The organism is Streptomyces sp. DSM 41931 (assembly GCF_050271085.1).
In the GTDB taxonomy this organism is placed as follows: domain Bacteria; phylum Actinomycetota; class Actinomycetes; order Streptomycetales; family Streptomycetaceae; genus Streptomyces; species Streptomyces albogriseolus.
Window position 1 is genome coordinate 6,184,742 of record NZ_CP189902.1, and the last position, 24,756, is coordinate 6,209,497.

The window sequence follows — 24,756 nt, forward strand, 5'->3', positions numbered from 1 at the left end:
ACCATTCGTGTTCGTCGTCGTGTCGGGAGCGGACTGGCCCTCTACCCCGTCCACACCGCTCCGGGCCCTGGCTGTCCTCCTGCCAGTTCCCGTTCCACCTGTTGCCCGATGGAGCGTAGTTCCCGGCGCAGCGCACTGCGAATGGCACGCGCGCCGTACCCGGCTTCCGTCATGGTCTCCGTCAGGTCGGTGAGGTGTGAGTTGAGACGGAGCAGGAAGTCCTTGCGGTGAGTGAAGTTGTGGGGGCGGGGGTGCCCAAGAGGTATCCCGTTGGCCGCATCGTTGATGTCGACGCCGTACTTCTCCAGCATGGCCCGGGTGTCCGCGGCCTTGTTCCGTTTCATGCCGGACGGTACGAGATGGGCGGCGGCCTCGCCCGGGCTCTTGGCCCGTCCTTCCCGCGCGAGGTTCTTGGCCAGCCGTTCGGCGTTCTCGGAACAGGTCAGGAGCCCCAGGTAGTCGAACCACGTCAGTGGGTTCGAGGCGTAGGCCCGGGGATGGGGTCCCGCGTCGAGCCCCAGTGGATCCGCGCTGATGTAGGTGGCGGCGACGGGATCGTAGTACCGCATGAAGTTGTAGTGCAGTTGCGACTCAGCGTCGGCGTACTGGCCGGGAAAACGCAGCGGCGTCGAGGCACCGGAGCCTTCCTCCCTCGTCAGCCCCCACAGCGTGGCGTCCGCGTGCCATGCCACCTCACCCGCCTCGGAGACGAGTTCCGTGGGGGTGCCTATGAGGTCTGTGACGATCGCGTAGAAGTGCTCGTCGACGATCTCCTGCGGCGCGTCCGCCAGGGTGGAGCGCTGGGCCTGGACGATCGGCCGGACACCGTCCCGTTCCCAGGTCAGGGTCGACACCTCGGAGGAACCCGCACGCGTCGTGACCTGCTCCACCAGGTGCGTGCCGTCCCAGGTGAACCGTGTCTCCTCGGTCACGGTCCGCTCGTCGGCGGCAAGACGCTGTTTGGCGACTCGCCTGCCGAGCGGGTCGTAGAGGTATCGCCACACTGTGCCGTCCGGTGTCACGACCGTGGTGAGCCGGTCGTCACCGTCCCAGGTGTATCGCCAGATGTCGGCCTTGCGGGACAACCGCGTCCGGCGGCGGAGCACCACCCGCCCGGCCGCGTCGTACTCGTAGTGGATCCGCCCCGCGCGCACGACTCGATTGCCCCGGTGGACCCGCTCGCCCTGGCCCTCCGGTTCTGGGTGCCGGCCGGGCCATGCAGCCAGCGTCTGGTTGCCGTGCGCGTCGTAGGCGTAGGCCTCGGTCCAGCCCTCGGCACGCACGCCGTGCACGCGGCCGGCGGGGTCGAGGTCGAACGTGCGGCGGCCGGTCCTGACATCGGCCAGTGCGGTGACATGACCGTCCGGCCGGTAGGTGTACGACCGCTGCGTCACCGGCGCTGCCCGCCCGACGGCGGTCATCTCCTGGGCCGTCAGCTGATCCACGGCGTCCCACGTCGAGACGAGCGTGAGACCGGCGTCGTAGTTCCTGACCGTTTCGCGCCCCAGGAGGTCATGCGTGAACGTGAGCGTCCGGCCGGCGGTGGACAGGCCGGTGCGGCGACCGGCTCGGTCGTAGGTGTACCGGGTGACGGCACCACTCGGAGTGGTCCGGGCGACGGAACGGCCCACGGCGTCGTAAGCGGTCGTGAGGACTCGCCCGTCGGTGTCTTCCGCGGTCACCCGCCCCGCCGCGTCGTAGACGTACGACAGAGTGGCGTCGGGCCCCGCCGCGTGTACGAGACGACCGGCCCGGTCGTACCGGTAGGTCGTGACACTGCCGTCGAGAGCCGAAGCCGTCCGGTTGCCCACCGCGTCGTACGAGTGGACCAAGGCCTGTCCGACAGCGTTCGTCCGGCTCAGCAGCTGACGGGCGGCGTCGTAGGAGTACGTGAGCGTACGGTTGTCGAAGTCCGACTCCGCGATCAGATTGCCCACCTGGTCGTAGCGGTAGTCCCAGGTCAGTCCCCGCGAGTCGGTGACCTGTTGCAGCCGGAGCTCGGTGTCGTGGGTGAATGTGTGCCGGACGCCGTCCGGGCTCGTACGGGAAGTGAGCACGTCGAACGGCCCGTAGGTGTACCGGGTGACACGGCCCATCCGGTCCGTGTGACTGACCAGGTTGCCTTCGCCGTCGTACGCCCAGTATTCGGACGCACCGTCCGCGTCCGTCAGTGAGGTGAGCAGCCCCTCCACGGACCAGGTCCGGCGTATCTCCCCGCCCAGGGCGTCCGTGACCACACTGTTGCGCCCGAAAGGATCGTAGGAGTATGTGATCACTGAGGCGACGGGGTCGACCGCGGAGGTCGGCTGCCCGGCCGCGTTGTTGGTGAAGCGGTACTCGTTGCCGCCGGCGTCCGTGAGGGTGGCCAGCGCGCCCGAGGGGTCGCGGGTGAATCTCGTCGTGGCGCCGTCGGCGGTGGTCAGCGAGAGGCAGTTGCCACGCTCGTCCCACTCCTGCCGCAGGACCGTGCCGTCGTACTCCGTGATCTCGACGGGGAGCCCCAGGTCGTTGTAGCGGGCGGTCGACACCGACCCGTCGGGCAGCCGCACGGATTCCAGCCGTCCCATGGCGTCCCACTCCAGCTCCAGGACCCGTCCGAGCTGATCGGTACGCCGGATCAGACGGTCGTGGTCGTCCCACTCCTGCAGCACCGTGTGCCCGAGCGCATCGGTCTCCTCCACGAGCTGGTACGAGTCGCTGAACCGGTAGTGGGTGGCGTGTCCCAGCGAGTCGACGGCCACAGTGTGCCGAGCCTCGTCGTCGTAGGTGAACGTGTAGTCGAGGAACCCGTCCTTGCCCTGACCGGTTGTGCAGCGGCCGGCTCCGTCGTAGACGAATCGGTACCAGACGCCGTTCCGGTCTTCCCAGCGGGTGATACGCCTGCTGTCGTCGTAGCTGAATCGAAGAGGCAGACCGGAGGAGTTGTACACGGCGGCGAGGTTGCCGCGACGGTCGTACGCGTACCGGATCAGTGTCGGCCGCTCCGGATGGCTGAGCAGTGCGAGTTCGGTGATCCTGCCCTGCTCACAGGTGACACCGATGCGGTAACCACCGTGGTGGAGGATCTCGGAGGGCGTGCCGTCCGGGTTGTAGGTCACGTCGATGGAGTTGTCGTTCCGGTCGCGGATCGATGCAAGGGGCAGCTCCGCGGCAGAACGCCCGGGGAGGGGGCGGAAGTGCAGACGGTGCCCTGTCTCGTTCCGGTGTACGACCATCTCCCCCTCGGCCGTGCCGTCCCAGCTCAGCGGCCATTGAGGGCCGGTGACGGGCAGCACGGCGACGTCGCGCTCGGGGACCGGGTAGCGCAGCACCATCCCGTCGTCGACTACAAGACGTACGCCGTCGGCGTCCAGAACCAGCCGCTGGTCGAGCGTGGAGGTCCAGCTGGGTCCCAGAAGGCGGCCGCTGCGTGCGCGACTTCGGTGGTGGCGCTCCAGCACCAGGGGCAGGACACCGTCGAGCGTCACGTCCGTGGCGGACATGACCATCTCCCCGGTGGCGAGATCGACAGGGTCGCCCCTGGTGATGAGCTTCTTCATCTGGCGGCCGAGGGCACTCGTGCTTCTGCCCAGACCCTTGACCCCGAGGGCCATCCCCTTGAGCCCGGTCTTGCCGAAGGCCCTCATGCCCTTGGCGAGTCCGCCGAGGGTGGTCAGTCCCTTCATGCCGGGTATGCAGTCCAGCGCGGCCAGTCCGACGTCCCATAGGGACGCCTGGCCTTTGCTGTATTTGTAGAGCGTGTCGGCGAGGACGACGAGCGCGGCGATGAGGACGATCGCGCCGAGGATCGGTCCGCCGATGATCAGGGCGACGATGCCGACGACCGCGACGACGATCTTGCAGGCGGCGACGATGTTGTCCCAGTTGTCGGTGAACCAGTCGCCGATCTCCTCCCACCACGACCGGTTCTGGATCCCCGCGTCGGAGGCCTCGTCGATCTTCGACTTCGCGTCCCGCGCCGCCTCCTCGCGCATCTTCCGCGCGTCCGCGGCCATCTTCTTCGCCGCGTCCAGCGCGCTCTGCGCGGACGTGACGTCCGACTGCGCCTTCTCCTGCGCGCTCTTGGCGCTCCGCACGTCCCGGGTCGCGGCCCGCACCTTCGCCTCGTCCGGCTTGTCCGCGTCCGACGTCGACCCCGTCGGGTCGTCCTTGTACTTGTCGGCCTCCTTCGTCGCCCGCCCCACCCACGACTCAGCCGACGCCAGCTTCGACTTCGCCGACGTCAGATCAGCCTGCGCCTCACGCGCCTTCGCCAGCGCCTTGTCCGCCAGCGCCTGCGCCCGCTCCAGCTTCGGCCAGTAGTCCGCGAGCGCGTCCCCGCACATCGCGTACGACTTCTCCAGCTTCCTCAAGTTCTTGGGAACGCCGGAGAACTCCTCCTTGAACACCTTCGCCGACTTCCCCGCCCACTCCGCCAGCGTCCCCTCACCGGCCATCCCCTTCACCAGACGCAACGCCTCGGAGACGTCGTCGGCGAAGTCGTGCAGAAACCGCGCGAGCTGACGCACCCGCTCCGGGTCACCAGGCGTCGGGTCCCTGTCCAGGTCGAGAACATGCCAATCAGTCGGCCGGTGACCCGCCATCCCGCAACCCCCGTCACGCGCACATCGCCAAAACCCGTATGCACACGTGAACTTACCCAGCACGACTGTGCGAGGAAAGATCCTACGAGTCTTCCGGACCCTCAAGTGGAGTGTCTACCAGCAGCGTGGTGTCGGCGAAGTCCAGTACTTCGTCCAGGCTGAGCCCCCGCTGCTCCTCCTCACCACCGCGCAGCACCCAACCCTGGTCCCACGCGACCCGCCACACCTCGCCGACCCGGTTCTCCCACTCGACGAATCCGCCCGAAGATCCCTCCAGCTGAGGGATCTCCTGGCGCAGCGTCCGGGGGTAGGCCAACGCCCGCCCGTCGTTGGCGCTCCCGCCGCCCGTGCGCGGGTTGTCGTAGCTCACCTTCAGGAAGGGCACCGCGTTCCGGCCGGTCTCGGAGGGGCTCAGCATCTTCTGGTATCGGGCCTGTGCTTCCTCCGGGGACTCCCGCCCGGACACCTCCGTCGCGAAGGCGGGAAACACGATGTACGTGACAGCGGTGAGGTCAGGGTTCTGCGTCTTGTGGTGGCAGTGGACCTCGGGAGCCACGGCGGCCACCGCGTCGAAGTCGTAACCGGCCGCGGAGAAGCCATGCACGGCCGCGATCGGGCGGCCTTCCCCGATCAGTGCCTCCTCGTGCTGCCGCGCGAACGCGAGAACAGCCCGCGCGAGGTCCTCGTCGTGTCTGCCCCGCTGGTTCGTCTGCAGCAGTCGGTTCCCGTCCGCCGTCACCGCGCCCGCGAAGTGGAGGACCGGGCCGAGTGACCACGTCCATGCCTGGTCGAGCCCGGTGAGCGGGGCGGCGTTCGGGAAGCCGGTGAGTGTGGTGAGCAGGTCCATCATTCCTGTACCGGGCAGTGGCTTCAGTCGTGGGCGTGACCCTATCCCGGTCCGATCCGGTGGGGACCGGTCCCGCAGGTCCGGTCCCCACCGACAGCTCACAGCACCTCAGCTGTACGGAATCACCACCACAGACTTGTCCGTCCCCGTCTGCAGTTTCGACGCCCCGTTGCCGATGGCGCTCCACACCTCAAGGCGCACCGTGCCGCCCCTGAGGTCGCTCAGGCTGCCCGTCGCGGACTTGAGGCCGCGGGCCTGGGTGTACTCCTCCCAGCCGGTCACCGGGTCGGTGGCGAAGTAGTGGTACGTCTCCGTCCGGTCGAACGTGCCGTCACCCGTGAAGTCGTAGCTCACGCGCGCCTGCTGGCCGAGGCCGACCGTCGTGCCCGCGTCGACCTGGAGGCGGAAGGAGGTCTGGCCGCCCGAGGTCAGGGTGCCGTTGACGCCGCGCACCTCGTAGACGAGGGGCTGGTACGGCGTGCCGTCGTGGTTGGCGCCGTTCCCCGAGGGGATCGTGTCGCTGCCCGCCGTGCCGCCGGTCGCCGTGGTGAGGACGCCGCCGGCGCGCAGCTGGAAGGTGTTGCCGGTCGGCGGATCCGGGTCGGGGTCCGGGTCCGTGGAGCCGGTGCCCGTGCTCGTCGCCGTGGAGCGGGCCGGCACGGACAGCGTCTTGCCGTCGGAGAAGGTCACCGTGCGGGCCGTCGAACCGTGGTTGTGGGCCACGTACGTCCGGGTCGTGCCCTTGGTGAACACCGCGGAGGTCGGGATGTCACCCGTCACCGTGGCGTCCGGGGCGCCCACCGCGGCCAGCGTGTTGATCCAGTGGTAGGTGTGGGCCTTCGACTCGCCCGCCTCCGGCGTGTAACCGCCGTTGCCGGCGTCCCACTTGGCCTTCGCCGCATCCGGGTCGGCGAACGACTCGAACTCCCAGAGCAGGTCGCGCCATTCGACGGCGGGTCCGCCGTTCTCCCGTTCCATCTCGGCGAGGTTGCGCCGGATCGCCGCCTTCTCACCGCCGAGGTGCAGCGAACCGCCGGTCACCGGCAGGACGTTGATGCCGTGGATCTCCTCGGGGTTCGCGGTCCACCACGTGGAGTACGCGGCGCCGCTGCCCCACACCATGCCGACCGTGTCGTGGCCGAAGGACGACGGGAAGACCTGCTCGTCGGCGTCGAACCAGTACTGGGCGATCGACTCCGCCTCCGTGGTCAGCAGGAAGGCGCCCAGGTCGCGCAGCGAGGTGTCACCGGTCGCCGAGCCCCACAGGACGAGCGCCGCGCTGAGGTTGGTCGACTCGGACGACGACTCCTGGTTGTTGCCCGCGGCGAATCCCTGGTGGCCGGAGGCCCAGCTGTGGCCCGCGTAGACGTCGAAGCCGCGCAGGAACGGGTACGCGGAGTCCGTACGGCTCGGGTTCGCGGTGTCCCGCACGAGGGCCTTGACCATGCCGCCCCACGCCGAGTCCGCGGCCCACGACGGGTCGTACTGGGCGATGACCGCCGCGGCGTAGACGTAGTAGCCGTAGTGGAAGTGGTGGTCGTTCAGCTCGGTGTCACTGCCGTACGAGGCGGGGTAACCGGTGAGCGTCTTCCACGCCTGGTCGTAGCTGAACTCGTTGGCGCCGCCCGCCGTGAACCAGTCCTGCAGCCTGCCCTTCATCAGGTTCAGCATCCGGTCGCGGATGCCGGTCTCGCCGATCTGGTCGGCCACGGGCACCAGTTGGGCGAGGCGGCCGAGCGCCTTGCCCGTCCAGTAGGTGTCGACCGCACCGGAGAAGGGGTCGGAGGCGTTCACCACGTCGTTCAGGTAGCCGCGCAGTCTGGTGGCGTCCACACCGCCCGACTTGGGCAGCGCGGGCAGCACCGCAGCCGCCTTCTGGGTGGTCGTGAAGGACGCCGACTCGCGCACCTTCATGGTGCCGCGCGGCGAGACATACGTGTACGAGGTCAGCGCGTCGGTGGTGTGCAGCCACTGGTGGCGGTACAGGGCCTGGAGCGTGCCGCGCTCGGTGCCCTCCTTCGCCTCGGTGGTGAGCGTGTACGTCGCCCGGACGGTGCCGCCGCTGTAGCTCCAGGTCACCTTCGAGTCGGTGACGAAGCTGTAGGCGTACTTCTTGAACGTCGCCAGCGCGCCGGTGGACGGCAGCACGGCGACGGAGAAGTAGTCCTTGCCGCCGAGACCCGCGGTGACGCTGGAGCCGGAGACGTTCCAGTCGCTGCCGGTCGGGGCGAAGAGGGCGTAGTGGTGTCCGGCGACGGTGATGCCGAGGACGTTGCCCTGGTCGGCGAAGACGCTGGGCGCGCCGGCGGTGGTGATCTGCGCGTTGCCGCCGGTTCCCTTGGCGTACACGAACGGCGAGCCGTGGCCGATGGTGGTGCGCAGGGTCCGGGTTCCGTCGGACCAGTAGGGGGTGACCGTCCAGTCGGACCAGGCGTCGGCCTTGGTGTCGGGGGAGTTGAGGCCGGTCAGTCCGATGGTCAGGTCGCGCTTGTGGGCGAACTCGTACTGGCGGCCGTCGCCGGTGATCACGGGCGTCGTCGGGTATCCGACGTCGAGTCCGCCGGCGGTGGCCTGGTAGGTGAGGGGGTGCCCGTACATGGGGGTCGAGTACGGGTTGTCGCCGTAGCGCTGGAAGGCGAGGGAGGACCACCAGTCGTTGGTGGGCACGGGGCGGTTCCGGGCGGCTGCGGTCACCTTGGGCGTGACCGGCGTACCCGTGTTGGTCGTGGGGCCGGACGTTCCGGGCGGCCGGGTGTCGGAGTAACTTCCCGCGCCTACGGGAATGGTTGCGGCGGCCGCGGGGGCGGCGGCCGGGCCCAGGCCGACGACGGCGAGGGCCGACGCCAGCAGCAGAACGGTTGCCGGTCTGGTGCGTGGGGATGGCATGAGTCACCTCAGGTTGTGACTGGGGGGAGTCTCTGAGAGCGCTCTCACGTGCTCTCAGATGGCCGGAACGTAAAGCCGGTGTATTTCACGTGTCAATAGTTTGAACACAACCGACCTGTACGGGACTTGAAAGTCGTCAGGTCTTCGAGGCGTCGCGCGCCACCTATCCCGCCCTGCTCCCCTGCGCGGACCGGCACGCCTGGCACGCCGGTCGACATCAGACTCTGGTCCGGCGAGCGGGGGCCGCGAGTCCGCGGTCAGTGGGCGGTGTTACTTTCCGTGACATGACCGACCACGCGCTCCGGATGCTGCGACACGACCGCCGTTTGACCGAACTGGCCGCCTCTACCTTCGACTTCGACCTCGACCGAGCCGTCCACGGCCATGTCGAGGAGGTCCGCCTCGCCTCGGGCGGGCCGCTGGAGGTGGTGGCCGGCGACGCTACCGGCGGCACGTACTTCCTGTGCGCGGACGGCTTGGTGCTCTACGCCGACTCGGAGGGCGCTGCGGGGATCATCGGTTCCAGTGTCGACGAGGCCCTGGAAGTCGTGATCGGCCTGCCCGGCTGGCGTGACTGCACGCGTCTGTCGCCGGACGACGGCGAGGAGAAGGTCCTGGCATGTCTCGCGGAGACCGAGGACGAAATCCGTGAGTACGACGGGATCGACGAGGAGCGAGCCGAGCTCCGTGCGGCGCTGGGCTTCCCGGAACGCTCTCCGGTCGAGCTGGTGCGCAGGCTGCGTGCCGCGCTGCTGCGCACCGAGCCGGACTTCGTCCTGCTCAACGCGGAGGAGGGCTGCGCGTACGACCGGTTGGGCCCGGCCGGGCCTCCGCTGTGGGAGCCCGTGCTCGCGGCGGGCCGTGCCGATCTCGCTCGCTTGCGGGAGGGCGACCGCACGGCGTGGCGTGAGGTCGCCGAGGACCCGGTCCGGCGCCGGATCACCCTGCGTGCCGCGCAGTTCGACCGCGCCGAGGACGACCTGGAGCTGCTGCGGCACTTGCTGCGGCATGAGACACGGTCCTCGATGACGGACGAACTGCGGCTCGCGGCCGTGCTGGTGGGGCTCCACGGGGACATCGGTGATCTGCCGCTGCTGCTCGACGTCCGCGAGACGGACTTCGACACGGCGTGCGGCCTGAGCGATGTGCCGGAACCGGGCGCCGACGCGGATGAGTTGCGGCAGTGGGCGCGGGAGCTCGACGAGTCGATGGTCGGGACCGCCCCGTCGGACGAGCCGGTCTCCACATGGACCGACCTGGCGCGGGACCAGGGGATGACGGAGCTCGCGCGGGTGACGCTGATCCGCGAACTCGACAGCATCGTCATGGACCAGAGCAGACTCCGCCGCCCATGGGCGCCCCACACCCTGGACACGGCTCCACTGAGCGCGCTCGCCCAGGACTTCGAGGAGCTCGGCGACCTTCCCCAGGCGCTCCGCGCCCAGCGCCTGTACGCCGCTCTCCAGGAGACGGCATGGGACCGGGCCTCGGCCTGGCACACCCTCGCCCGCCTGGAACGGGAGGCGGGCCGGCTGCCGCAGGCGGTGGACAGCCTGGCCACCGTGCGCGAGGCCCTGGCCACCCCGGGCGACGACTCGCTGCGCCACTGGCAGCGGGTCAACCTCGGTCGCTTCATCGCCGAGGAGCACTACCGGCTCACCCTCGCCCTCGTCGACGCGGGCCGCTCCGAGGAGGCCCGTACCCTCCTCACCGCCGCTGACGCCGTACTCGACGAGCTCTCGGACAACGCCGCCAAGGGCGTGCGTGAACTCGCCGAGCGGACCACTGCACGCGTGCGAGAGGCCGGCTGAGGACGGACGCGGCGGGCTGCCGGCCCGCCGGGAAGCGTTGACTGCCGAAACGGCCTCCTCGTCCGCTGCTCCGAGCGACGCACCACCGCCGACGTCGCGTTCTCCGAGCACGCCGACGGGGGAAACGCTTCAATCCGGCAGGGGGCAGGTGAGGGGGAGGACGCGTTCGGTCAGCCGGCCGGTGAGGTGGGTGTCGGTGAGGGCGGCGTCGGTGAGCCAGTCCGCTGCGGTCAGGCGGTCGATCAGGTCCCGCAGTTCGTCGGCGTCGACCGGGACTCGGGTGGTGAGGGCGTCCAGGGTGACGCCCCGGCCGCCGGATCCGAGGCGCCCCACGTCGTCCGTCCACGTGGCCAGCGTCACGGCGAGCAGTCGGGCGCCGGCGGGCGCCTTGGCCTTGCGGAGCTTCTTGTCCGAGACGACTCTCTGAGCCCAGCCGGAGAGCTTGGGCCGTGTCTTCCTGCCGAACGTGAACGGGCCCGTCCCGTCCTTGCCGGGCACCAGGGAGGGGACGGTGATCGGGGTGGGGTTCTCCGGCCGGGAGGCGAGCAGGTCGCCGACGGTGCCGGGGAGGGACAGCCAGCCGCAGCCGGTCAGCTGCTCGACCAGGTCCTCCGGGTCGGTCAGGCCCAGCGCGTTGACGTCCTGGCCGACGAGGTTGCCGGTGCCCGAGTGCGCGGTGCGCAGGGTCAGCATCAGCACCAGCAGCCGTGCTTCCGCTCCGGGCAGCGGCGTGTGGCCGGCCACGTGCGTGAGGACGGAGCGCACGTACTCCCACTGCGGCGGCCCGGTCAGCAGGCGCGCCACGCCCGGTTCCTCGCCGTTCGGGACGCAGCCGGTGCGGTGTTGGTGCTGGCGCCGGATGACGGCGGCGGCCTGCTCGGCGCGCTTGGCCGCCAGCCGCAGGGTGACGTCGCAACTGACGTCGGACCAGGTGAGGAAGGCGCGGGCCTTGCGTTCCTGGAGATCGGCCAGCAGCGCCAGGTCGGGTTCCGGGCGCTTCTGGTAGGCGCGGAAGAGGTCACCGAGTTCGGTGAGTTCGTCCCGCAGGGACACGGGCCGCAGGTCGCGCGGAATGACACGCCGGCCGACCCTCGCCTCCGGCGGGCGACGCCGCGCGGGTCGGGGGCGGGGCGCGGGTACGGGGAGGGGCGCCGGACCTCCCGTCGGGGTGGTGACCTGCTGGTCGGAGAACTGTGGCGTGCCCGCGACGGTGCCCGCCACCGCGGGGGTCGGGCGGCCGGCGGTCCGGGGTGCGGACGGAGAGGAGGCGGCCGCGGTCCGGGCCCCGGGAGTGGCGGCGGCACACCGTGAACAACACTCCAGGGCCTGCCACCAGCGTCCTGCCCGGTCGGTGATCACGGCCAGGACGACAGGACCGCCGCACCGCCAGGGTTGTGCGGTACGCGCATGCCTGTCGGTGTCGGGGAGGTGGGCGCGGCAGCCGTCGGCCCGGCAGGCGCAGTAGGTGTCGGCTCGGGGGGCGGGGGTGGCGCGCAGGTGCGCCGTCAGGTGGGCGAAGGCGGCCGTACGGCCTGCCGCCGCGGAGGGCAGACGCCGCTCGGCGCAGGCGGGTCGGCTGCACGAGACGCGCACCTCCGCGCTGCCTCGGCCGACGGGGTCCAGGCGCACGGTCCACCGGCGCCCCGGCACCCGTTCGTCCGGCTCGCTCCCTGTGGCGGCCTGTGTCATCCCGTTCTTCCTCCGTCTCCCGTGACCTGCGTACCACCGCCGCTCCCCTGTTCTGCCGAGCGGAGTCCGGGCGAGGGCCCACGGTATGCGGCACCGAAGTGAAGGGGAGGGGACATGGCACAGGGTGACGCTTTCGGGTGACAACCCGTCCCTCTCGGTGAGCCCGCGCGCGACGGCCGTCACGACGACGGAGACGCGTCTGAACCGGGTTGTGGGCGCGCGTACTTGGGCGGCTGGGGGGCCTGGGCTGTCGGTCGGCCGCGTTGGTGGATCGTGGTGCGAGGCAGCGTGACGCCGTCGTCCACCAGGGTGGGCCGGTAGCGCGTCCGGTCGCCGGCCGCCCGGCGCCAGGCGCTCGGGTCGCCGCTCGCCGGGGCCACTACGCCTTGCGGGCCAGCCCGGCGACGATGAGGTGCTGCCAGACACTGAGCTCCGGCTGCGCGCCGTCGGCGCTCCAACGGTTGCCGGTCGTGTCGGGACGCCACAGGGGCGCGGGAACGATCCCGGGGTCGAGGATCTCCAGGCCGTCCAGCAGGGAGGCGATCTCCTCGTCGGTGCGCCACCGGCCGCGGCCGAAGGTCCGCTGGAGGACCCGCTCCGCCTCCGCGGTCTCCGGGTTGTGGCCGGAACGGAAGTGGCTGACGAAGAAGTGACTCCCGGACGGCACGTGGTCCCGCCAGTAGCGGACGATCCCGGCCGGCTCCTCCTCGTCGTTGACGTGATGGAGAACGGCGCTGAGGACGACGGCGACGGGACGATCGAAGTCGATCAGTTCCCGGGTGTCCGGGTGGGTGCGGACGTCTTCGGGGGCGCGTACGTCGGCCCGCACGACCCGGGTCCGGTCGTTCTGCTCCAGTAGCGCGCAGCCGTGGACCAGCACCTGGGGGTCGTTGTCGACGTACACGATCCGGGACTCCGGGGCGTGCCGCTGCGCGACCTGGTGGACGTTGTCCGCGGTCGGCAGACCGCTGCCCAGGTCGATGAACTGCCGTATGGCGGTGGTCGTCACGATCTCCTTGATCGCCCGTGTCAGTGCCGCGCGGTTGGCGAAGGCGATGGCCACCGAGCCGGGCAGGTCGCGGAGGAAGACGTCGCCGACCTCCCGGTCCACCGCGTAGTTGTCCTTCCCGCCGAGCAGGTAGTCGTAGACGCGGGCGATACTCGGCCTGGTGCAGTCGATGGAGGGGCCTTCAACCGTCATGCCGGCCATTTTCTCCCGTGAGGCGGCCTCCCCGCGGAAGTTCCGTAATTCCGGGCGGATCCGGGCGGACGGGTTCCGGGACCGCGTCGCCTCGGCGCAGCGCCCTGAACGCCGGTACCCGCTGCCACGCCTGGCAGGCGCCCACCGCGCCGAGGAGCGGGAGTCAGCAGTCCGGGATGACCGCCCCGCCGTTGTCCCGCGCCTCGTCGTTCCCCCATCGCGACAAGTAGTACGCCGACACGTACGCCCCGCGCCCGTTCTTGCCCGCGTAGGTGATGTCGAGGTCCGTCTTCAGCCACCAGTGGTTGTAGGTGCCGTTGGCGCCGCGGATCTCCTGGCCCCACACCTTGCAGTACACGTAGTTGGTGCCCGCATTGAGGACGCCCTGCGCGTCGTCGGTGTTCGGCTGGGCGTAGCCCGTCGCGTCGGCGAAGGTGTCCACCCAGTAACGGCCGCCCCCACCACAGCCGTTGTCGCTGGTCAGGTGGTAACTGCCGTACGAGCCGGGGTAGGGGAGGGCGGTTCCGTTGATGGTGATCCGCTGGCCGACGCCGTTGAGGAGCTGTTCGTAGTGGATGTGGGCGCCGGAGCTGTTTCCGGTGCTGCCCGTCGTCCCGATCTGCTGTCCCTGGCCGACGTAGGCGCCACTGGCGACGGAGAAGGCGTTGAGATGGAAGTAGTAGGTCTTCCAGCCGCTGCCGTGGTCGATCACAATGTAGTTGCCGGCGCCGTTGGCCTCGTAGTGCCGGGTGGCGGTCCCGGCCGCCGAGGCGAGCACGGGCGCGCCGCTGGTGGCGCCGCCGTCGCTGCGGACGAAGTCGAGCGCCTGCCGGACCTCGGCCGAGTGGTGGCTGTACGTCCACTTCTGGCTGCAGGCGAAGGGCGCCTTGAACACGGGCGCCGCCTGGGCGGGGGCCGCCACGAGCAGGCTGCCGACCAGGGCAATGAGGCCGATCAGGGCGAGGCGTATCGATCTCACGGCTGTCTCCGAACTGCGATCTGCGTCGCACGGCGATGTCGACGGACACGGACGGCGATCAGGATGCCGTAGTTGATGCGTCCACGACAGACCGTCCGGCCGTGCTCGCCCCCTACTGCTCGTCGGCGATCTTCTCCGCGATGCGTCCCAGCGCCGCCAGCTCCTCCGGCTCGAGCCGGTCGACGAAGTGCCGCCGTACGGAGTCGAGATGGGTCGGTGCGGCCTGGCGCAGCGTGTCCCACCCCGTCTCGGTCAGGACCAGCAGACAGCCCCTGCCGTCCGCCGGGTCAGGTGCGCGGCGGATGAGGTCGCGTGCCTCCATTCGGGTCGCGTGCCGGGACAGGCGGCTCCTCGACCAGCCCATCTTCGCGGCCTGCTCGTGCAACGTGCTGGTCCCTTCGGGACGTTCGGACAAGGTGCTGAGCACTTCGTAGTCCGGCTCGGACAGACCGTGGGCGGCGAGGTCCTGCACCGTCCGGGTCTGCACCGCGATCACCATGCGGCGGAAGGCCCGCCAGGCCTGCTCCTCCTCGGCCGTGAGCCAGCGGACCTCGTCTTCTCTCCTGTTCGTTGACATGGAACCAATCTAGCGGCTAATTTCGTTTCCATGACAACGAAACGGCTCCGCATACTCGTCCTGACGTGCAGCACCCGGCCCGGCGCGCTCGGCCCCGCCGTCGGCGGATGGCTGACCGACATCCTCGCCCCGGTCGCCAAGGAACTCGACGTGGACCTCGTGCCGATGGCCATCGGCGACGTGAACCTGCCCTTCCTCGACGAGGAGGAGCACCCGTCGACCGGTGTGCACCAGCACGAGCACACCCGCCGGTGGAGCCGGATCGTCGCCGAGGCGGACGGGTTCGTCTTCGTCACGCCGGAGTACAACTACGGCATGCCGGCCACCCTGAAGAACGCCCTTGACTACCTCGGCCCGGAGTGGGCCTGGAAGCCGGCCGGCTTCGTCAGCTACGGCCACACCTCCGCCGGCACCCGCGCGGTCCAGCACGCCAAGCAGGTGGTGACCACCCTGCGCCTGGTCCCGCTGGGGTCGACCGTCGCGATACGGATCACCGACGCGATGAGGGACGACCGGTTCGCCCCCGAGCCGCGCCACGCCGAGGCGGCCGAAGGACTGCTGGCGGAGCTGGTACGGGTCGCCCACGCCCTGAGCCCGATGCGCGAGCGCGAACACGCCGACGCCCTGCCGGGCCCGCTCCCCGGTTCCTACGTCCGGCGTCTGGTTCCGGACGACGCGGCCGAGGTGACCGTGCTGCAGCGCTGCTGCTGGCTGGAGGAGGCGCTGGTCAACGACACCCTCGACATCCCCGCGCTCCACGAGAGCCCGGACGACGTGCGCGCCTGGCTGGCGGAGTGGGACGCCACGGGGCTGTGGCGCGACGGGCGGCTGCTCGGCATGGTCCGCACCCGCCGGGACGGCGACGACCTGCACATCGGGCGTCTCGCCGTCGCCCCCGACCTGCGCGGCCTCGGCGTGGGGCGGTGGCTGCTGGGCCTCGCCGAGTCGGCCGCCGAAGGATGCCACCGCGTCCTCCTGACCACCGGCGCCGCCAGCCACCGCAACCTCGCCCTCTACCGACGGCAGGGCTACGCCGTGCTGCCCGGCGCGCGGGACGACGGGGCGGTGGACCTGGTGAAGGCCGTGACCGTTTGAACGCCAGCCACCGGTGTCTGCCCGCCCCGGACAGGCGGCGCAGGCGGCGCTGGGAGCGCGGTTGAACCAGTCGACCGGTCACGGCCCATGCGGCCTCACTTGATCGAACACTGCTCCACATCCAGCGGCTCGCCGACCCCCGCCGGCCTGCTGCACAGCACCTCCGCCCTCGACAGCCCCTCCGGCGTCCTGCGGACGCGGGCGAGGACGATGCTGTGGCCGTGGCGTTCGCCGTACAGCGGCGCGTCGGTGAAGTCGATCGTGCCGGTGGCCATGCCCTCCAGCTTGACGACCCTGAGATTGACCCAGGTCGCCGCACGGCTCTGGCGTACGTCGCCGAGGCTCGCCGCCCAGTACAGCGCGCGCGTGGCGTCGTGGGCGAGGGCCGTCTGGCCGCTGGCGAAGCCGGGGGCGTCGTAGGTCGCCTCGCCCGGCTCGAGCCAGGGGAGGTGCTGGGCCGCGTCCTGGTAGAAGGCGGTCCCGGACGCCGCCTCCCGCAGTTCCGCCAGCGCCGCGTGGTACAGCGTGATGCGCGGGGCCACGCCGTCCCGGCCGCCCGTGCCGGAGAACTTGGCCTTGCTCAGGTCGTCCCCGGTGAGAATCGATATCTCGCGGTTGGCACAGCCCGGTTCGACCCCCAGCTGGGTCATCAGCGGGCCGATGTCCTCGACGCGTCCCGCGAAGTAGATGACCGAGGGGACGTCCTCACCCCGGCAGATGCTCTCCGCGTGCAGCCGGAGTTCGGGCTTGCCGTTCGCCACCCGGTAGGTCCGCGAGGGCAGCAGCCGGAAGCCCTTCTTACGCAGCATCTCCCCGCCGTAGTACGCCTGTTCGCTGGTGTAGCGGTCCTGCGACGCCTTGGTGTCACGGGCCAGGACGAGGGCGTACGGGGCCGCGCCCTTGCCGCGGAGCTGCTGGGCGACCAGACCGAGCGCCTCCGCCTGGTGCTCGTCCGGGGCCGCGAGGCTGAACCAGTTGGAGAAGTCCTTCGGCAGATACGTCGCCGAGTTGGTGCCGGAGACGATGGGCAGGCCCGCCTCCTGCAGCCGCCGCGTCACGTCGGGGCTGCTCTGCAGGTCGCGACCGAAGCCGACGACACCGACGACCGTCGGATCGCGCTCGGCGTACCGCGCGATCGCGTCGGCGGTGAAGCGCTGGTGTCCCATGTCCGCACCGCCGTTGGCGAGCAACACGCGTAGCTTGACGCGGTAGTTCTCGTTCACCACGCGCTGGGCGAGGTAGACGCCGGCCAGCTCCTCCGCGCCCTTGACCAGGGACGGGTCCACCGTGGCCGAACTCAGCGGGCCCGCGTACACCACCGTGACGTAGGCGCGGGGATTCTCGCGCGACACCTTGGCGTTCTCGGCGTGCACCAGCTTCTCCAGCTCGCGCAGCCGTCCGCCCTCCGAGTCGGACCCGCCCTTCAGGTGGGAACCGAACCGCACGTCGCCCGTCGATATGCCGACGCACTCCGTGCCGCCGCCCGGCGCCGGGCGCAGCTCGGTGTCGCGGTCGGCGGTCAGCAGACCCGCCGAACAGTACGTGCGGTGCAGGTCACGGGCGTGTACGACACCGACGGTGGCGGCCAGCGCGAGGACCAGCGCCAGGCTGTACGCCGACCACACGATCCGGGCCACGGGCGGACGGTGCCTGGCCCGCACGCACCGCCAGTCCGCCTGCCGCAACTGGACCAGCTCCTCGTGGGGGAGGGCTATGCGCAGCACCCAGGGCAGGGCGTTCGTCCGGCTCGGGGACTGGTCGGCGCGCAGGTTCCCGGCCCATTCGTCGTACCAGTGCCGCAGCCGTTGCTGCAGGCGGGCGGGGTGGGAGAGCAGCGGGGAACGGGAGTTGGGCCCGGCGGGGGATGCGCCGGTGTCGGTGCCCCGGTCGAGCAGGGGTGCGTCGACCGCCGCCACGCCGGCCACGATCAGCAGGGGGTCCAGTTCGCTGCGCCGGCTGCGGACGTCGCTGACCGCCTTGATCAGCTCGATGCCGCCGTTCTCCCGGCTCACCTGGCGCAGGATCAGCACCGGCGGCCGCGTCCGCTTCAGGCCGCGCAGGTCCCAGCTCGCGCGCCGGTGGTTGTCCCGCAGGTCCTCGAAGAGCGCCAGCACGTACAGCTGGAGGGGGAAGACGCCGCCCTCGCGCATGGCCTCGGCGACGTCATAGGCGCGGGCGGCGATGGCGCGCCAGGAACGAACGGGCCGCAGCAGCCGCACGCTGGTCGACTGCCGACGGGCCGCGGACTGGAGGAACGTCGTGGTCAGGAACCAGCGGCTCTCCCTGCGCAGCCACAGGAAGAGGGGCGCGCGCCCGGGCACGTGGTTCAGCGCGGCCAGCAGAATCATCAGGCCGATGCCCGCGAGGACGGCGACGTACCACTCGGGGCGGGTCAGCAGGGAGGTGAGCGCGCCCAGGACGCCCGCGGGGAGGAACTGCTGCACGTCGTTCAGCAGCGCCTGACGATTGCGGCGCGCGGGCCTGCGAGGCCGCCAGCGCTGCCGGGCGAGGATGCGGAGCAGCTGGGTCTGGGCCTGTTCGCGCTGGGCGTTGCCGTCCGGAGTGCCTGCCGGGGCGGTCGGCCAGTGCTCGTCCATGTCCGGGTCGTCGGTGGCGTCCTGAAGAGCCCGGACCAGTCCCAGCCGGGGGAAGGAGTAGGGGCGGTAGGAGGCGGAACGGTCGCCCCACTTCCGGCTGTCGCCCAGGTCGCGCAGAAGCCGCACGGCCTGGGCGGTGGGGTCCAGGTCCGGGTCCTCCTGCGGCGGCTCGGTGGGCGCGACGGCCAGACGCGTGCCGTGGCTCTGCTGTCCTTCGCGCAGCTCGTCGACGAGTTCCGTCACGCGGTCGTCGTCGGCCGCGTCCTCCGCGTGCAGCACGATCACCGGCATCGGGGGGTCGCCCGCGCGGAAGTCCTGGATGAGCGACTCCAGTTGCCGCTGGACGTCGATCCCCGCCCCCGTGGACATGCCCTGGTGGCCTCCCGGACAGTCCTGCGGGAACATCTGGTCCCGGCCGTGCATGGACACCCCCCGTTGTCGTACGACACACGTGTCACAAGCGCTCAGCGAGAATAACGCTTGCCTGTGACAACGGGTGGGGCTGAGAGGGGGGATTTCCCGCGGCCGAATCGCCCCGGCACTGCCACGGGGAGTACCGAGGGAAGTGAACAGTGGAGCAGTTCGCCGCGGGCAAGGTCCTGCGCGGCAGGTACCGGCTGGACCGGGTGCTCGGCCGAGGTGCGATGGGGCACGTCTGGGAAGGCACGGACGTGTTCCTGGAGCGTCCGGTGGCGGTCAAGACCGTCGCCTCGGACCTGCTGGCCCTGCCCGACTGGCGCCCCACCGCTCTGGCCCGGTTGGAGCGGGAGGCCAAGGCAACCGCCCGCCTGCACCACGCCAACATCACCACCGTGTACGACGCCGCGGTCACCGAGAACGTCTGCTGCCGTGGTGCGGCGAGCGCGACCGCTGTCCGGGACCCCTGGCACCGGCGCCCGAACTCCTCGGACCGCGCCTTGCGGATGCGGTAGGAAGGGCGGCTTCCGTCCACGTCTCGGTACGCACCCGCCGCGGACGCAACATCGTGCGTCAGCGTATCTGGGAAGGCTGACATCCTTGCCTGTTCGGCGTGATCACGGCCGAGGCTCCATCAGGGTCTTCGCGCGCCTCCGCGCGCCCTCCTGCTGTTCCCGCGCGCCCGTTGCCCGGGCGGGGCGAATGTCGTTGCTCGGTACATGAGGCACACGACCACCGACGACATGAGCCGGGCATATGCAGCCCGTGCCTCCCGGTGTGCGCCGCTCCCCGTGATCCCGCGGGGCGGGTTCTGCCTTTCCCAGTCACAGCACCAGGCGGTTCTCATGACCACGAACAGCAACGACGACAGCACGGCAACGCCCCAGGAACCCTCGGCACAGCCTTCCGCGTCCGCCCCGCACTCTCTCGACTCCCAGCAGCCCGCAGGACGGCGCCGGTTGAGCAACGCGACGAAAGTGGCGTACGCCGTGGCCATCGTCAGTTCCTTGACAGCCGCCATCCTGTCCCCGCTCGGGGAACACCTTCTGAACCGGATGCTGGAGGAGCCGACCTGTCCGGGCGAGGCGTGTGAGGGCAAGAACCCCGGCCGTCAGGGCTGCGACGAGGATGCGCGCACATTCAAGCCGGCCACTGGCAACCCCGCTGTCCTCCAGCTTCGCTACAGCGAGGAATGCCAGGCGGTGTGGGCGAAGATCGAGCACGGCGGCAAGGGTGACTTGGTCACGGTCGAGGTGTCCGGCGGAACCAAACGCGCCGCCGAGATCAACTACGGCGACGACCAGTACACCCCGATGGTGCACGTGGGCGACGACGAGTTCGAGGTCAGCGCCTGTGCGGTCCCCAAGGCCGGCGGCGCCGGCACGTACGAGTACTACTGCATTCACGGCACCGAGGCGACCGCCTGGCGGTGACCGCATCCGGATGCCGCCCGGCTGATCCCGGTGATCCCGGAGGCCCGTGATCCCGTCGAGCGTGCACAGTTCGATCACCGTCCGGGCCGGTACGGGCGTTCCGCTGTCCGTCTGAGGATGCACGTCTCCTGCGCGCCCACCGACCGGTTCGGGGAGTGGCGGTGGAGAGGACACGTCGACTGGGCAGGCAGAGCGTCACGCGTGGGCTCGGAGCGGTGACCGCGCGAGCGCGGTCACCGCGGCGACGCCCTGCGGCGGGTGTTGTCGTGCGGACGGGGTCAGCCCCGGCGACACCGCTCTCGGAGCTCCGCCAGAATCGCCTTTTCGCGGGAGTCGAGGTCGCCGTCCACGGTGGCCACACGCTCGGCGGCGTCGAGCACGTCGCTGAGGTCGCCCGTCTCGTCGGCCACCCGCTTCCACACGTCCGCCGGGTCGACGTCGACGACCTGGGCGAGTCGTTCGTCGGCCACGCCGTGGCGCTCACGGACGGCCCTCACCAGATGCCGCATCAGCAGCGCTTCGTCGTCGGCGATCGCGGGCTTGGCGTTCGCACGGAGGACGAGCCATGCGACCCAGAGCATCAGCTCCGGGTGCCGGCTGCGCTCGCTCAGCCCCTCGGCCAGTTCGATGATCCGCGCCTCGTTCCGGAACACCGCCCGCGCGTGCCGGCCGGCCACGAGGGTGGTGTAGCGGTTCAGCAGGACGGCGAGGGGGACGCCGATCAGAGGGATGCCGATCTTGATGACGTTGCGCTGCAGGAGGTGCCTTCCGACGACGGGAAGCGCCTTGCCGGCGTTGAGCACCGTTCCCGAGTAGAACTTCTTGACCAGCGGCCGCACCACCATCGGGACCGCCTTGACCACGGTCTTGTTGGCCGCTTCCCCGCTCTTGATCGTGAAGGCCACACGGATCAGCTTCCACAGGTCCTCGGGGTCGTGCACGTCGATCGGCACCCGGTAGAGGACGGAGACGTCGTAGGCCAGGCGGAGCTGGAGCTGACTGATGAAGGCGACGTCGACCATCATGGTCGCCACGGCCACGGCCACGGCCACGGCCACGGCCACGGGCACGGTCGCCGGCGAGGCGCCTCCGAGGCTGCCGATGGTCGCGGCGACGGTCGCCGTGTACGCGCCCGCGGAGAGCCCTCCTTCGAGCTCGCCGGTGGCAGGAGGGTGGCCGCCGGCGACGCCGCGACCGGTGAACAGAAGTGGAGGCTGTCCCGGGTGGCCGGGTGGCCGGGTGGCCCCGCCGCTCCGGACCGGCCTGGTCACGGACTTCGTCACCTGCTGGGGGCGGTGCCCCTGGCGGTGACGACGTAGCAGCTGATGTGATCTCCGCCCTGCGTCCATGCGCCAAAGTTCGACCACATGTACCAGTAGTCTCCGGCCTGGCCCGCCTCGGAGAGCCTGGCCGCGGGGGCAGTGTCATGGGGCGGCGCGGCAGGCGGCCTCGGTCTTCTCCCGGGTGGCCTTCTCGCCCGGGTAGGGGCCCGTGCCGAGCTCCGCGAAGCAGGAGGACTTCGACACACTCATGGCGTCGGCGGCCACAGACTGGCAGCGCACGGCGCTCGGGTCGTCGCGCGGATCGTGCAACGCCAGGGCGTCTCGGACGGTGGGCCCGGAAGCTGAGTCCGCCCTACTCCTCGAGAACCCCGCTGGCCTACGGGAAAGTTCGCGAGGTGGCGTCGGCCCGTGACCAGGCCGACGCCGACGCAGTGATTTTCACCGTCTCCCTCACCGAGCGCCAACGGCGCACAATGACAGACATGCTCGGCCGCCCCGCCGTAAGTCTTTCCGACATGCTCACTGCCGAGACGGGCCGCCGGTTCGACCAGACCCAGACACGACCGTAAGTCATTAATTCAGCGGCTTATCTGATGGTCACCCCCGTCGTGTTACGCCATTTCGGGTAACACATCCCCTGTGATCTCATGGATATCGCCGCGGTACGACTCCTCGGCGGTTCCCCATCTCGAGCACCCGGGTCCTGAGATGACGGACGAGGCCCTGGTCCTCCACCAGGAATGTCGAAGGGAGAGGTCACATATGCGCGAGAAGAAGGGGTGGCGCACGTTCCGCTCGGGCTGCGTCATCGTGGCGGGTGTCATGACGGCCACCTACTGGACGCTGCGCACCGTGCAGGCGGGAATCGACCTCTACGGGGCCGTCGGCCCCTGGGTGTGACGATCCGGGACGCCGACGGCCGGCCGAAGCGGTGGGGTCTCGGACGGATGTCACGCCGGAAGGGCCCCGCCGTGGAGCTCATCACCGTGCCGCGCGGCGGCTTGGCCCTTGTCACCCCATGCGCCGAGGGCCGCACTCCCCGCGCGGGGAGTGCGGCCCTCGGTCGTTGCTCGTACCTCATGAGATCGCAACCGGCACTGAAGCCCTGTGGGCTCTCGCAGAACGACTTCAGGCTTGGATTCCGGTCGGGCGGGACGAGAGGTGGCGCCGCCTCAGATGGTCGGGGTGTCGTCGACTACCGGCTTGTGAATCTCAACGACCGGCTTCCACCCCGTGGAGAACTCGATGAAGTCCGCACGGGTGGGGTAGGTGTCGATGGCGCGACGGTCACGCTTGGGGCTGTCGCTCGCCTTGCGGCCCCGGGGGATCTGCTCCTCGAAGATGTCGACCTTCACGTCGGGAACCGCCTTGAGGCCCTGGCGCCAGATCTGCACGACGTCGGCGCCGAACGCCTGTCGGACCGCGGCGTAAAGGGCCGTGAGGGACCCCTTGTCCCCACCGGGGACGAAGAGTGCCAGGTCCAGCACGACACCGGCGGACTGGAGGACCTCGATGGTCACCGGACCGCTCTCGTCGGCCACGTAGATCCCGGCTTCGTTCTCGTCGTCGGGAAGGCAGGAGACCTCTTCCTGGAATACGGTCCTCGCCGTGATCGAGCCGCCCTCGAAATGCTCACCGGGCTTGGTCAGAAAAGCAGGGACATAGCAGTCGGGAAGTTTGAGTTCTTCCGTGTCGGCGGAAACGAAGAGCCTGTCCTTCACGCCGAGTTTCGTCACCTCTTCCAGCGAGAGGCGGCGAGCGGCGATCTTCTCCGTGTTCACGATTTCCCTTTCAGGTTGCACTGTCCCTCTGAGCGAGGACGCTACCACGAAACCCTGAGGTCAACTGCCCAGTAATCGTTGGGTATATGGGCTTCGAGTGGCCCGTGCGGGAGGATATTGCAGCGAGCGCCACTCGGTCGGGAACACGCGCCCGCCAAGCAGTATCCCTCGTCATGGTGCGGGTGATCAACTGGCGGTGCATGTGGGTGCGTTGGGTAGTGCGGAGGAACTAGAAGAGAGTTAACGGTAAATGTCCCCCATATCGCCTTCGGGGGCGAGGTGAGGCGCTCCATTCGTCGTGCATCTCGAAGAGCGCAGCGGAAACACAGCTGAATGGTCCGACAGCATCTCCGCCTGCCCGGCGCCCGCACTCTCGCCTCCGGTCTCCGACGGGCAGCCCGGGACCGAACCAGGCCCCTTGCCTTTCCCGGCCTCACATGATCAGCGCGGACGCCCGTGGTCGAGGTGTCGCCGTCGGACGCGGACTTGTTTTGGAGGGACGCCCATTGGCGTGAGCAGCGGCTCATAGTGCTGGTCGGACCGGCGGGCCATGTGAGCTTGGTGCCGCGTGAGCCCGTCCCCGTTGTTGGTGGAGGCGTGATGCGGTGGCCGTGGGCGGTACCGGCCGTGGTGCTGGGAGTGGCGGCGGCGGTGGGTGTCCAGCGGGGCGTGAATGCCCACTGCTCCGCGGAATCGACCTCCTTGTCGCTCTGTCGCCCGCACAGCCAGCCCTTGGCCGATGTCGCCCGCACCGCGACGACGAGGTGTGCTGCTCCTGGAGGGCACGTTCGGCCGATCCATTACATGGCCGCGGGCCGCCCCTTCTGCTCCGGCAAGCGGCAGAGGCACGGGATGAACGTGCAGGTCCCCGCCGATAGGCAGGTCGGCGGGGGCGGAGTCCTGGCATGAGGGCGTGTACAGGCGGGGGCTGTACGGGGGAGGGCGGACGCTCGTCCCCGGTACGGGCGAAGTGGCACCAAGTGGCGCGAAAGTTACGGTGCGTGCCTTTGCAGTGAGTTGTGAGTGATGGCCGGGTGTGGTGCGGGTGGCGAGGTGAGGGGACCGGTGACGACGACTCACGGTGAGAGCGAGACGGGCATCCTGCGGTGCTTCGGGCAGAACGACCGATGGCTTGATCACCTTCACCGCGGCCGGCTCGCCGCCCAACGACTCGCCGAGGAAGACCTGCCCCATGCCGCCGTGCCCGATCCGTCCCAGAAGTTCGAAGTCGCCCAGCACGGACGGATCCTCGGGGTTCAGGGGCGTGATCCGCACGGTGTCCTCGGCAATCGGTCGTGGGCGAGCGTCTGAGCTGCCGCGATGCGCGCCTGGAGGCACGGCAATGGATGCGCGGGGAGTTGGGACGGGGAGGGAGACACAGGGCATCCGCCCGGAGTTGGGGTGATGGGCGTCACATAATGCCCGTCGTCTCCTCGCGCGAGGGGAAAGGGGCGCGCACGAAGCCGTGAGGGCTGGAGTCGACAGTCCCGAATGACCGCCCGACCGTCGTCCCGCGCCTCGTCGTCCCCCCACCGTGACAAGGGGTGCGCGGATGCGTACGCCCCGCGGATCTCCTG

Annotated in this window: 17 protein-coding genes; 6 read left to right on the forward strand and 11 right to left on the reverse strand. The window is 70.1% G+C overall.

Going from position 1 to position 24,756, the window contains the following annotated elements; translation table 11 throughout:
• Positions 1-41: 41 nt before the first annotated feature.
• The 3 genes from ACP7TJ_RS28295 to ACP7TJ_RS28305 form a co-directional block, all read right to left on the reverse strand.
• A complete protein-coding gene (locus tag ACP7TJ_RS28295; protein WP_427766325.1) occupies positions 42-4,508 on the reverse strand; it encodes a DUF6531 domain-containing protein in 4,467 nt (1,488 codons plus the stop codon).
• A gap of 157 nt (positions 4,509-4,665) precedes the next feature.
• Positions 4,666-5,430, reverse strand: a complete 765-nt coding sequence (locus tag ACP7TJ_RS28300) for a hypothetical protein (protein ID WP_427766328.1) — start codon at positions 5,428-5,430, stop codon at positions 4,666-4,668.
• Between the two features lie 108 nt (positions 5,431-5,538).
• Complete coding sequence (locus ACP7TJ_RS28305) at positions 5,539-8,316, reverse strand: glycosyl hydrolase (RefSeq protein ID WP_427766331.1); 2,778 nt, start codon at positions 8,314-8,316, stop codon at positions 5,539-5,541.
• 284 nt (positions 8,317-8,600) lie between these two features.
• On the opposite strand from ACP7TJ_RS28305, the gene ACP7TJ_RS28310 reads away from it, so the two are divergent.
• Positions 8,601-10,127 carry a hypothetical protein gene (locus ACP7TJ_RS28310; protein ID WP_427766334.1) on the forward strand — a complete coding sequence of 509 codons (1,527 nt, stop codon included), beginning with the start codon at positions 8,601-8,603 and terminating at the stop codon, positions 10,125-10,127.
• A 129-nt stretch (positions 10,128-10,256) separates the two neighbouring features.
• On the opposite strand, the gene ACP7TJ_RS28315 is transcribed toward ACP7TJ_RS28310, so the two are convergent.
• The 4 genes from ACP7TJ_RS28315 to ACP7TJ_RS28330 all read right to left on the reverse strand — a co-directional run bounded on the left by ACP7TJ_RS28315 (position 10,257) and on the right by ACP7TJ_RS28330 (position 14,573).
• Positions 10,257-11,180 (reverse strand): hypothetical protein, encoded by a 924-nt coding sequence (locus tag ACP7TJ_RS28315; protein WP_427766337.1) that lies wholly within the window; start codon positions 11,178-11,180, stop codon positions 10,257-10,259.
• 1,015 nt (positions 11,181-12,195) lie between these two features.
• Positions 12,196-13,026, reverse strand: a complete 831-nt coding sequence (locus ACP7TJ_RS28320) for an SAM-dependent methyltransferase (protein ID WP_427766340.1) — start codon at positions 13,024-13,026, stop codon at positions 12,196-12,198.
• A 154-nt stretch (positions 13,027-13,180) separates the two neighbouring features.
• Complete coding sequence (locus ACP7TJ_RS28325) at positions 13,181-13,996, reverse strand: M23 family metallopeptidase (RefSeq protein ID WP_427766343.1); 816 nt, start codon at positions 13,994-13,996, stop codon at positions 13,181-13,183.
• 112 nt (positions 13,997-14,108) lie between these two features.
• Positions 14,109-14,573 carry a MarR family winged helix-turn-helix transcriptional regulator gene (locus ACP7TJ_RS28330; RefSeq protein ID WP_189912683.1) on the reverse strand — a complete coding sequence of 155 codons (465 nt, stop codon included), beginning with the start codon at positions 14,571-14,573 and terminating at the stop codon, positions 14,109-14,111.
• 30 nt (positions 14,574-14,603) lie between these two features.
• Here ACP7TJ_RS28330 and ACP7TJ_RS28335 point away from each other — a divergent pair, with 30 nt between their 5' ends.
• Entirely contained in the window at positions 14,604-15,668 is a 1,065-nt protein-coding gene (locus ACP7TJ_RS28335; RefSeq protein WP_427766346.1) for a GNAT family N-acetyltransferase, read from the forward strand.
• Between the two features lie 95 nt (positions 15,669-15,763).
• Here ACP7TJ_RS28335 and ACP7TJ_RS28340 read toward each other — a convergent pair whose 3' ends face one another.
• Positions 15,764-18,634, reverse strand: a complete 2,871-nt coding sequence (locus ACP7TJ_RS28340) for an ABC transporter substrate-binding protein (protein WP_427766349.1) — start codon at positions 18,632-18,634, stop codon at positions 15,764-15,766.
• Positions 18,635-18,837: 203 nt separating this feature from the next.
• Here ACP7TJ_RS28340 and ACP7TJ_RS28345 point away from each other — a divergent pair, with 203 nt between their 5' ends.
• Entirely contained in the window at positions 18,838-19,197 is a 360-nt protein-coding gene (locus ACP7TJ_RS28345) for a hypothetical protein (RefSeq protein WP_401540598.1), read from the forward strand.
• A gap of 492 nt (positions 19,198-19,689) precedes the next feature.
• Positions 19,690-20,115 (forward strand): DUF2690 domain-containing protein, encoded by a 426-nt coding sequence (locus ACP7TJ_RS28350; RefSeq protein WP_244353697.1) that lies wholly within the window; start codon positions 19,690-19,692, stop codon positions 20,113-20,115.
• A gap of 278 nt (positions 20,116-20,393) precedes the next feature.
• Here ACP7TJ_RS28350 and ACP7TJ_RS28355 read toward each other — a convergent pair whose 3' ends face one another.
• Together ACP7TJ_RS28355 and ACP7TJ_RS28360 are read right to left on the reverse strand one after the other, a co-directional pair.
• Positions 20,394-21,386 carry a hypothetical protein gene (locus ACP7TJ_RS28355; protein ID WP_427766353.1) on the reverse strand — a complete coding sequence of 331 codons (993 nt, stop codon included), beginning with the start codon at positions 21,384-21,386 and terminating at the stop codon, positions 20,394-20,396.
• A 153-nt stretch (positions 21,387-21,539) separates the two neighbouring features.
• Positions 21,540-21,707, reverse strand: a complete 168-nt coding sequence (locus ACP7TJ_RS28360; RefSeq protein WP_176710854.1) for a hypothetical protein — start codon at positions 21,705-21,707, stop codon at positions 21,540-21,542.
• A gap of 453 nt (positions 21,708-22,160) precedes the next feature.
• On the opposite strand from ACP7TJ_RS28360, the gene ACP7TJ_RS28365 reads away from it, so the two are divergent.
• Positions 22,161-22,298: a hypothetical protein gene (locus tag ACP7TJ_RS28365; protein ID WP_163080232.1), complete on the forward strand. Its 138-nt coding sequence runs from the start codon at positions 22,161-22,163 to the stop codon at positions 22,296-22,298.
• Between the two features lie 272 nt (positions 22,299-22,570).
• Here ACP7TJ_RS28365 and ACP7TJ_RS28370 read toward each other — a convergent pair whose 3' ends face one another.
• Positions 22,571-23,179, reverse strand: a complete 609-nt coding sequence (locus ACP7TJ_RS28370; RefSeq protein ID WP_093767531.1) for a hypothetical protein — start codon at positions 23,177-23,179, stop codon at positions 22,571-22,573.
• A gap of 1,065 nt (positions 23,180-24,244) precedes the next feature.
• Between ACP7TJ_RS28370 and ACP7TJ_RS28375 the strand changes: the two genes are divergently transcribed.
• A complete protein-coding gene (locus tag ACP7TJ_RS28375; RefSeq protein WP_401540607.1) occupies positions 24,245-24,490 on the forward strand; it encodes a hypothetical protein in 246 nt (81 codons plus the stop codon).
• Positions 24,491-24,756: the final 266 nt, after the last annotated feature.

Coding starts and splice junctions, on each gene's coding strand:
- ACP7TJ_RS28300 (WP_427766328.1), bottom strand. CDS start 5,430: ATGGACCTGCTCACCACACTCACCGGCTTCCCGAACGCCGCCCCGCTC.
- ACP7TJ_RS28305 (WP_427766331.1), bottom strand. CDS start 8,316: ATGCCATCCCCACGCACCAGACCGGCAACCGTTCTGCTGCTGGCGTCG.
- ACP7TJ_RS28310 (WP_427766334.1), top strand. CDS start 8,601: ATGACCGACCACGCGCTCCGGATGCTGCGACACGACCGCCGTTTGACC.
- ACP7TJ_RS28320 (WP_427766340.1), bottom strand. CDS start 13,026: ATGGCCGGCATGACGGTTGAAGGCCCCTCCATCGACTGCACCAGGCCG.
- ACP7TJ_RS28330 (WP_189912683.1), bottom strand. CDS start 14,573: ATGTCAACGAACAGGAGAGAAGACGAGGTCCGCTGGCTCACGGCCGAG.
- ACP7TJ_RS28335 (WP_427766346.1), top strand. CDS start 14,604: ATGACAACGAAACGGCTCCGCATACTCGTCCTGACGTGCAGCACCCGG.
- ACP7TJ_RS28340 (WP_427766349.1), bottom strand. CDS start 18,634: ATGTCCACGGGGGCGGGGATCGACGTCCAGCGGCAACTGGAGTCGCTC.
- ACP7TJ_RS28365 (WP_163080232.1), top strand. CDS start 22,161: ATGCGCGAGAAGAAGGGGTGGCGCACGTTCCGCTCGGGCTGCGTCATC.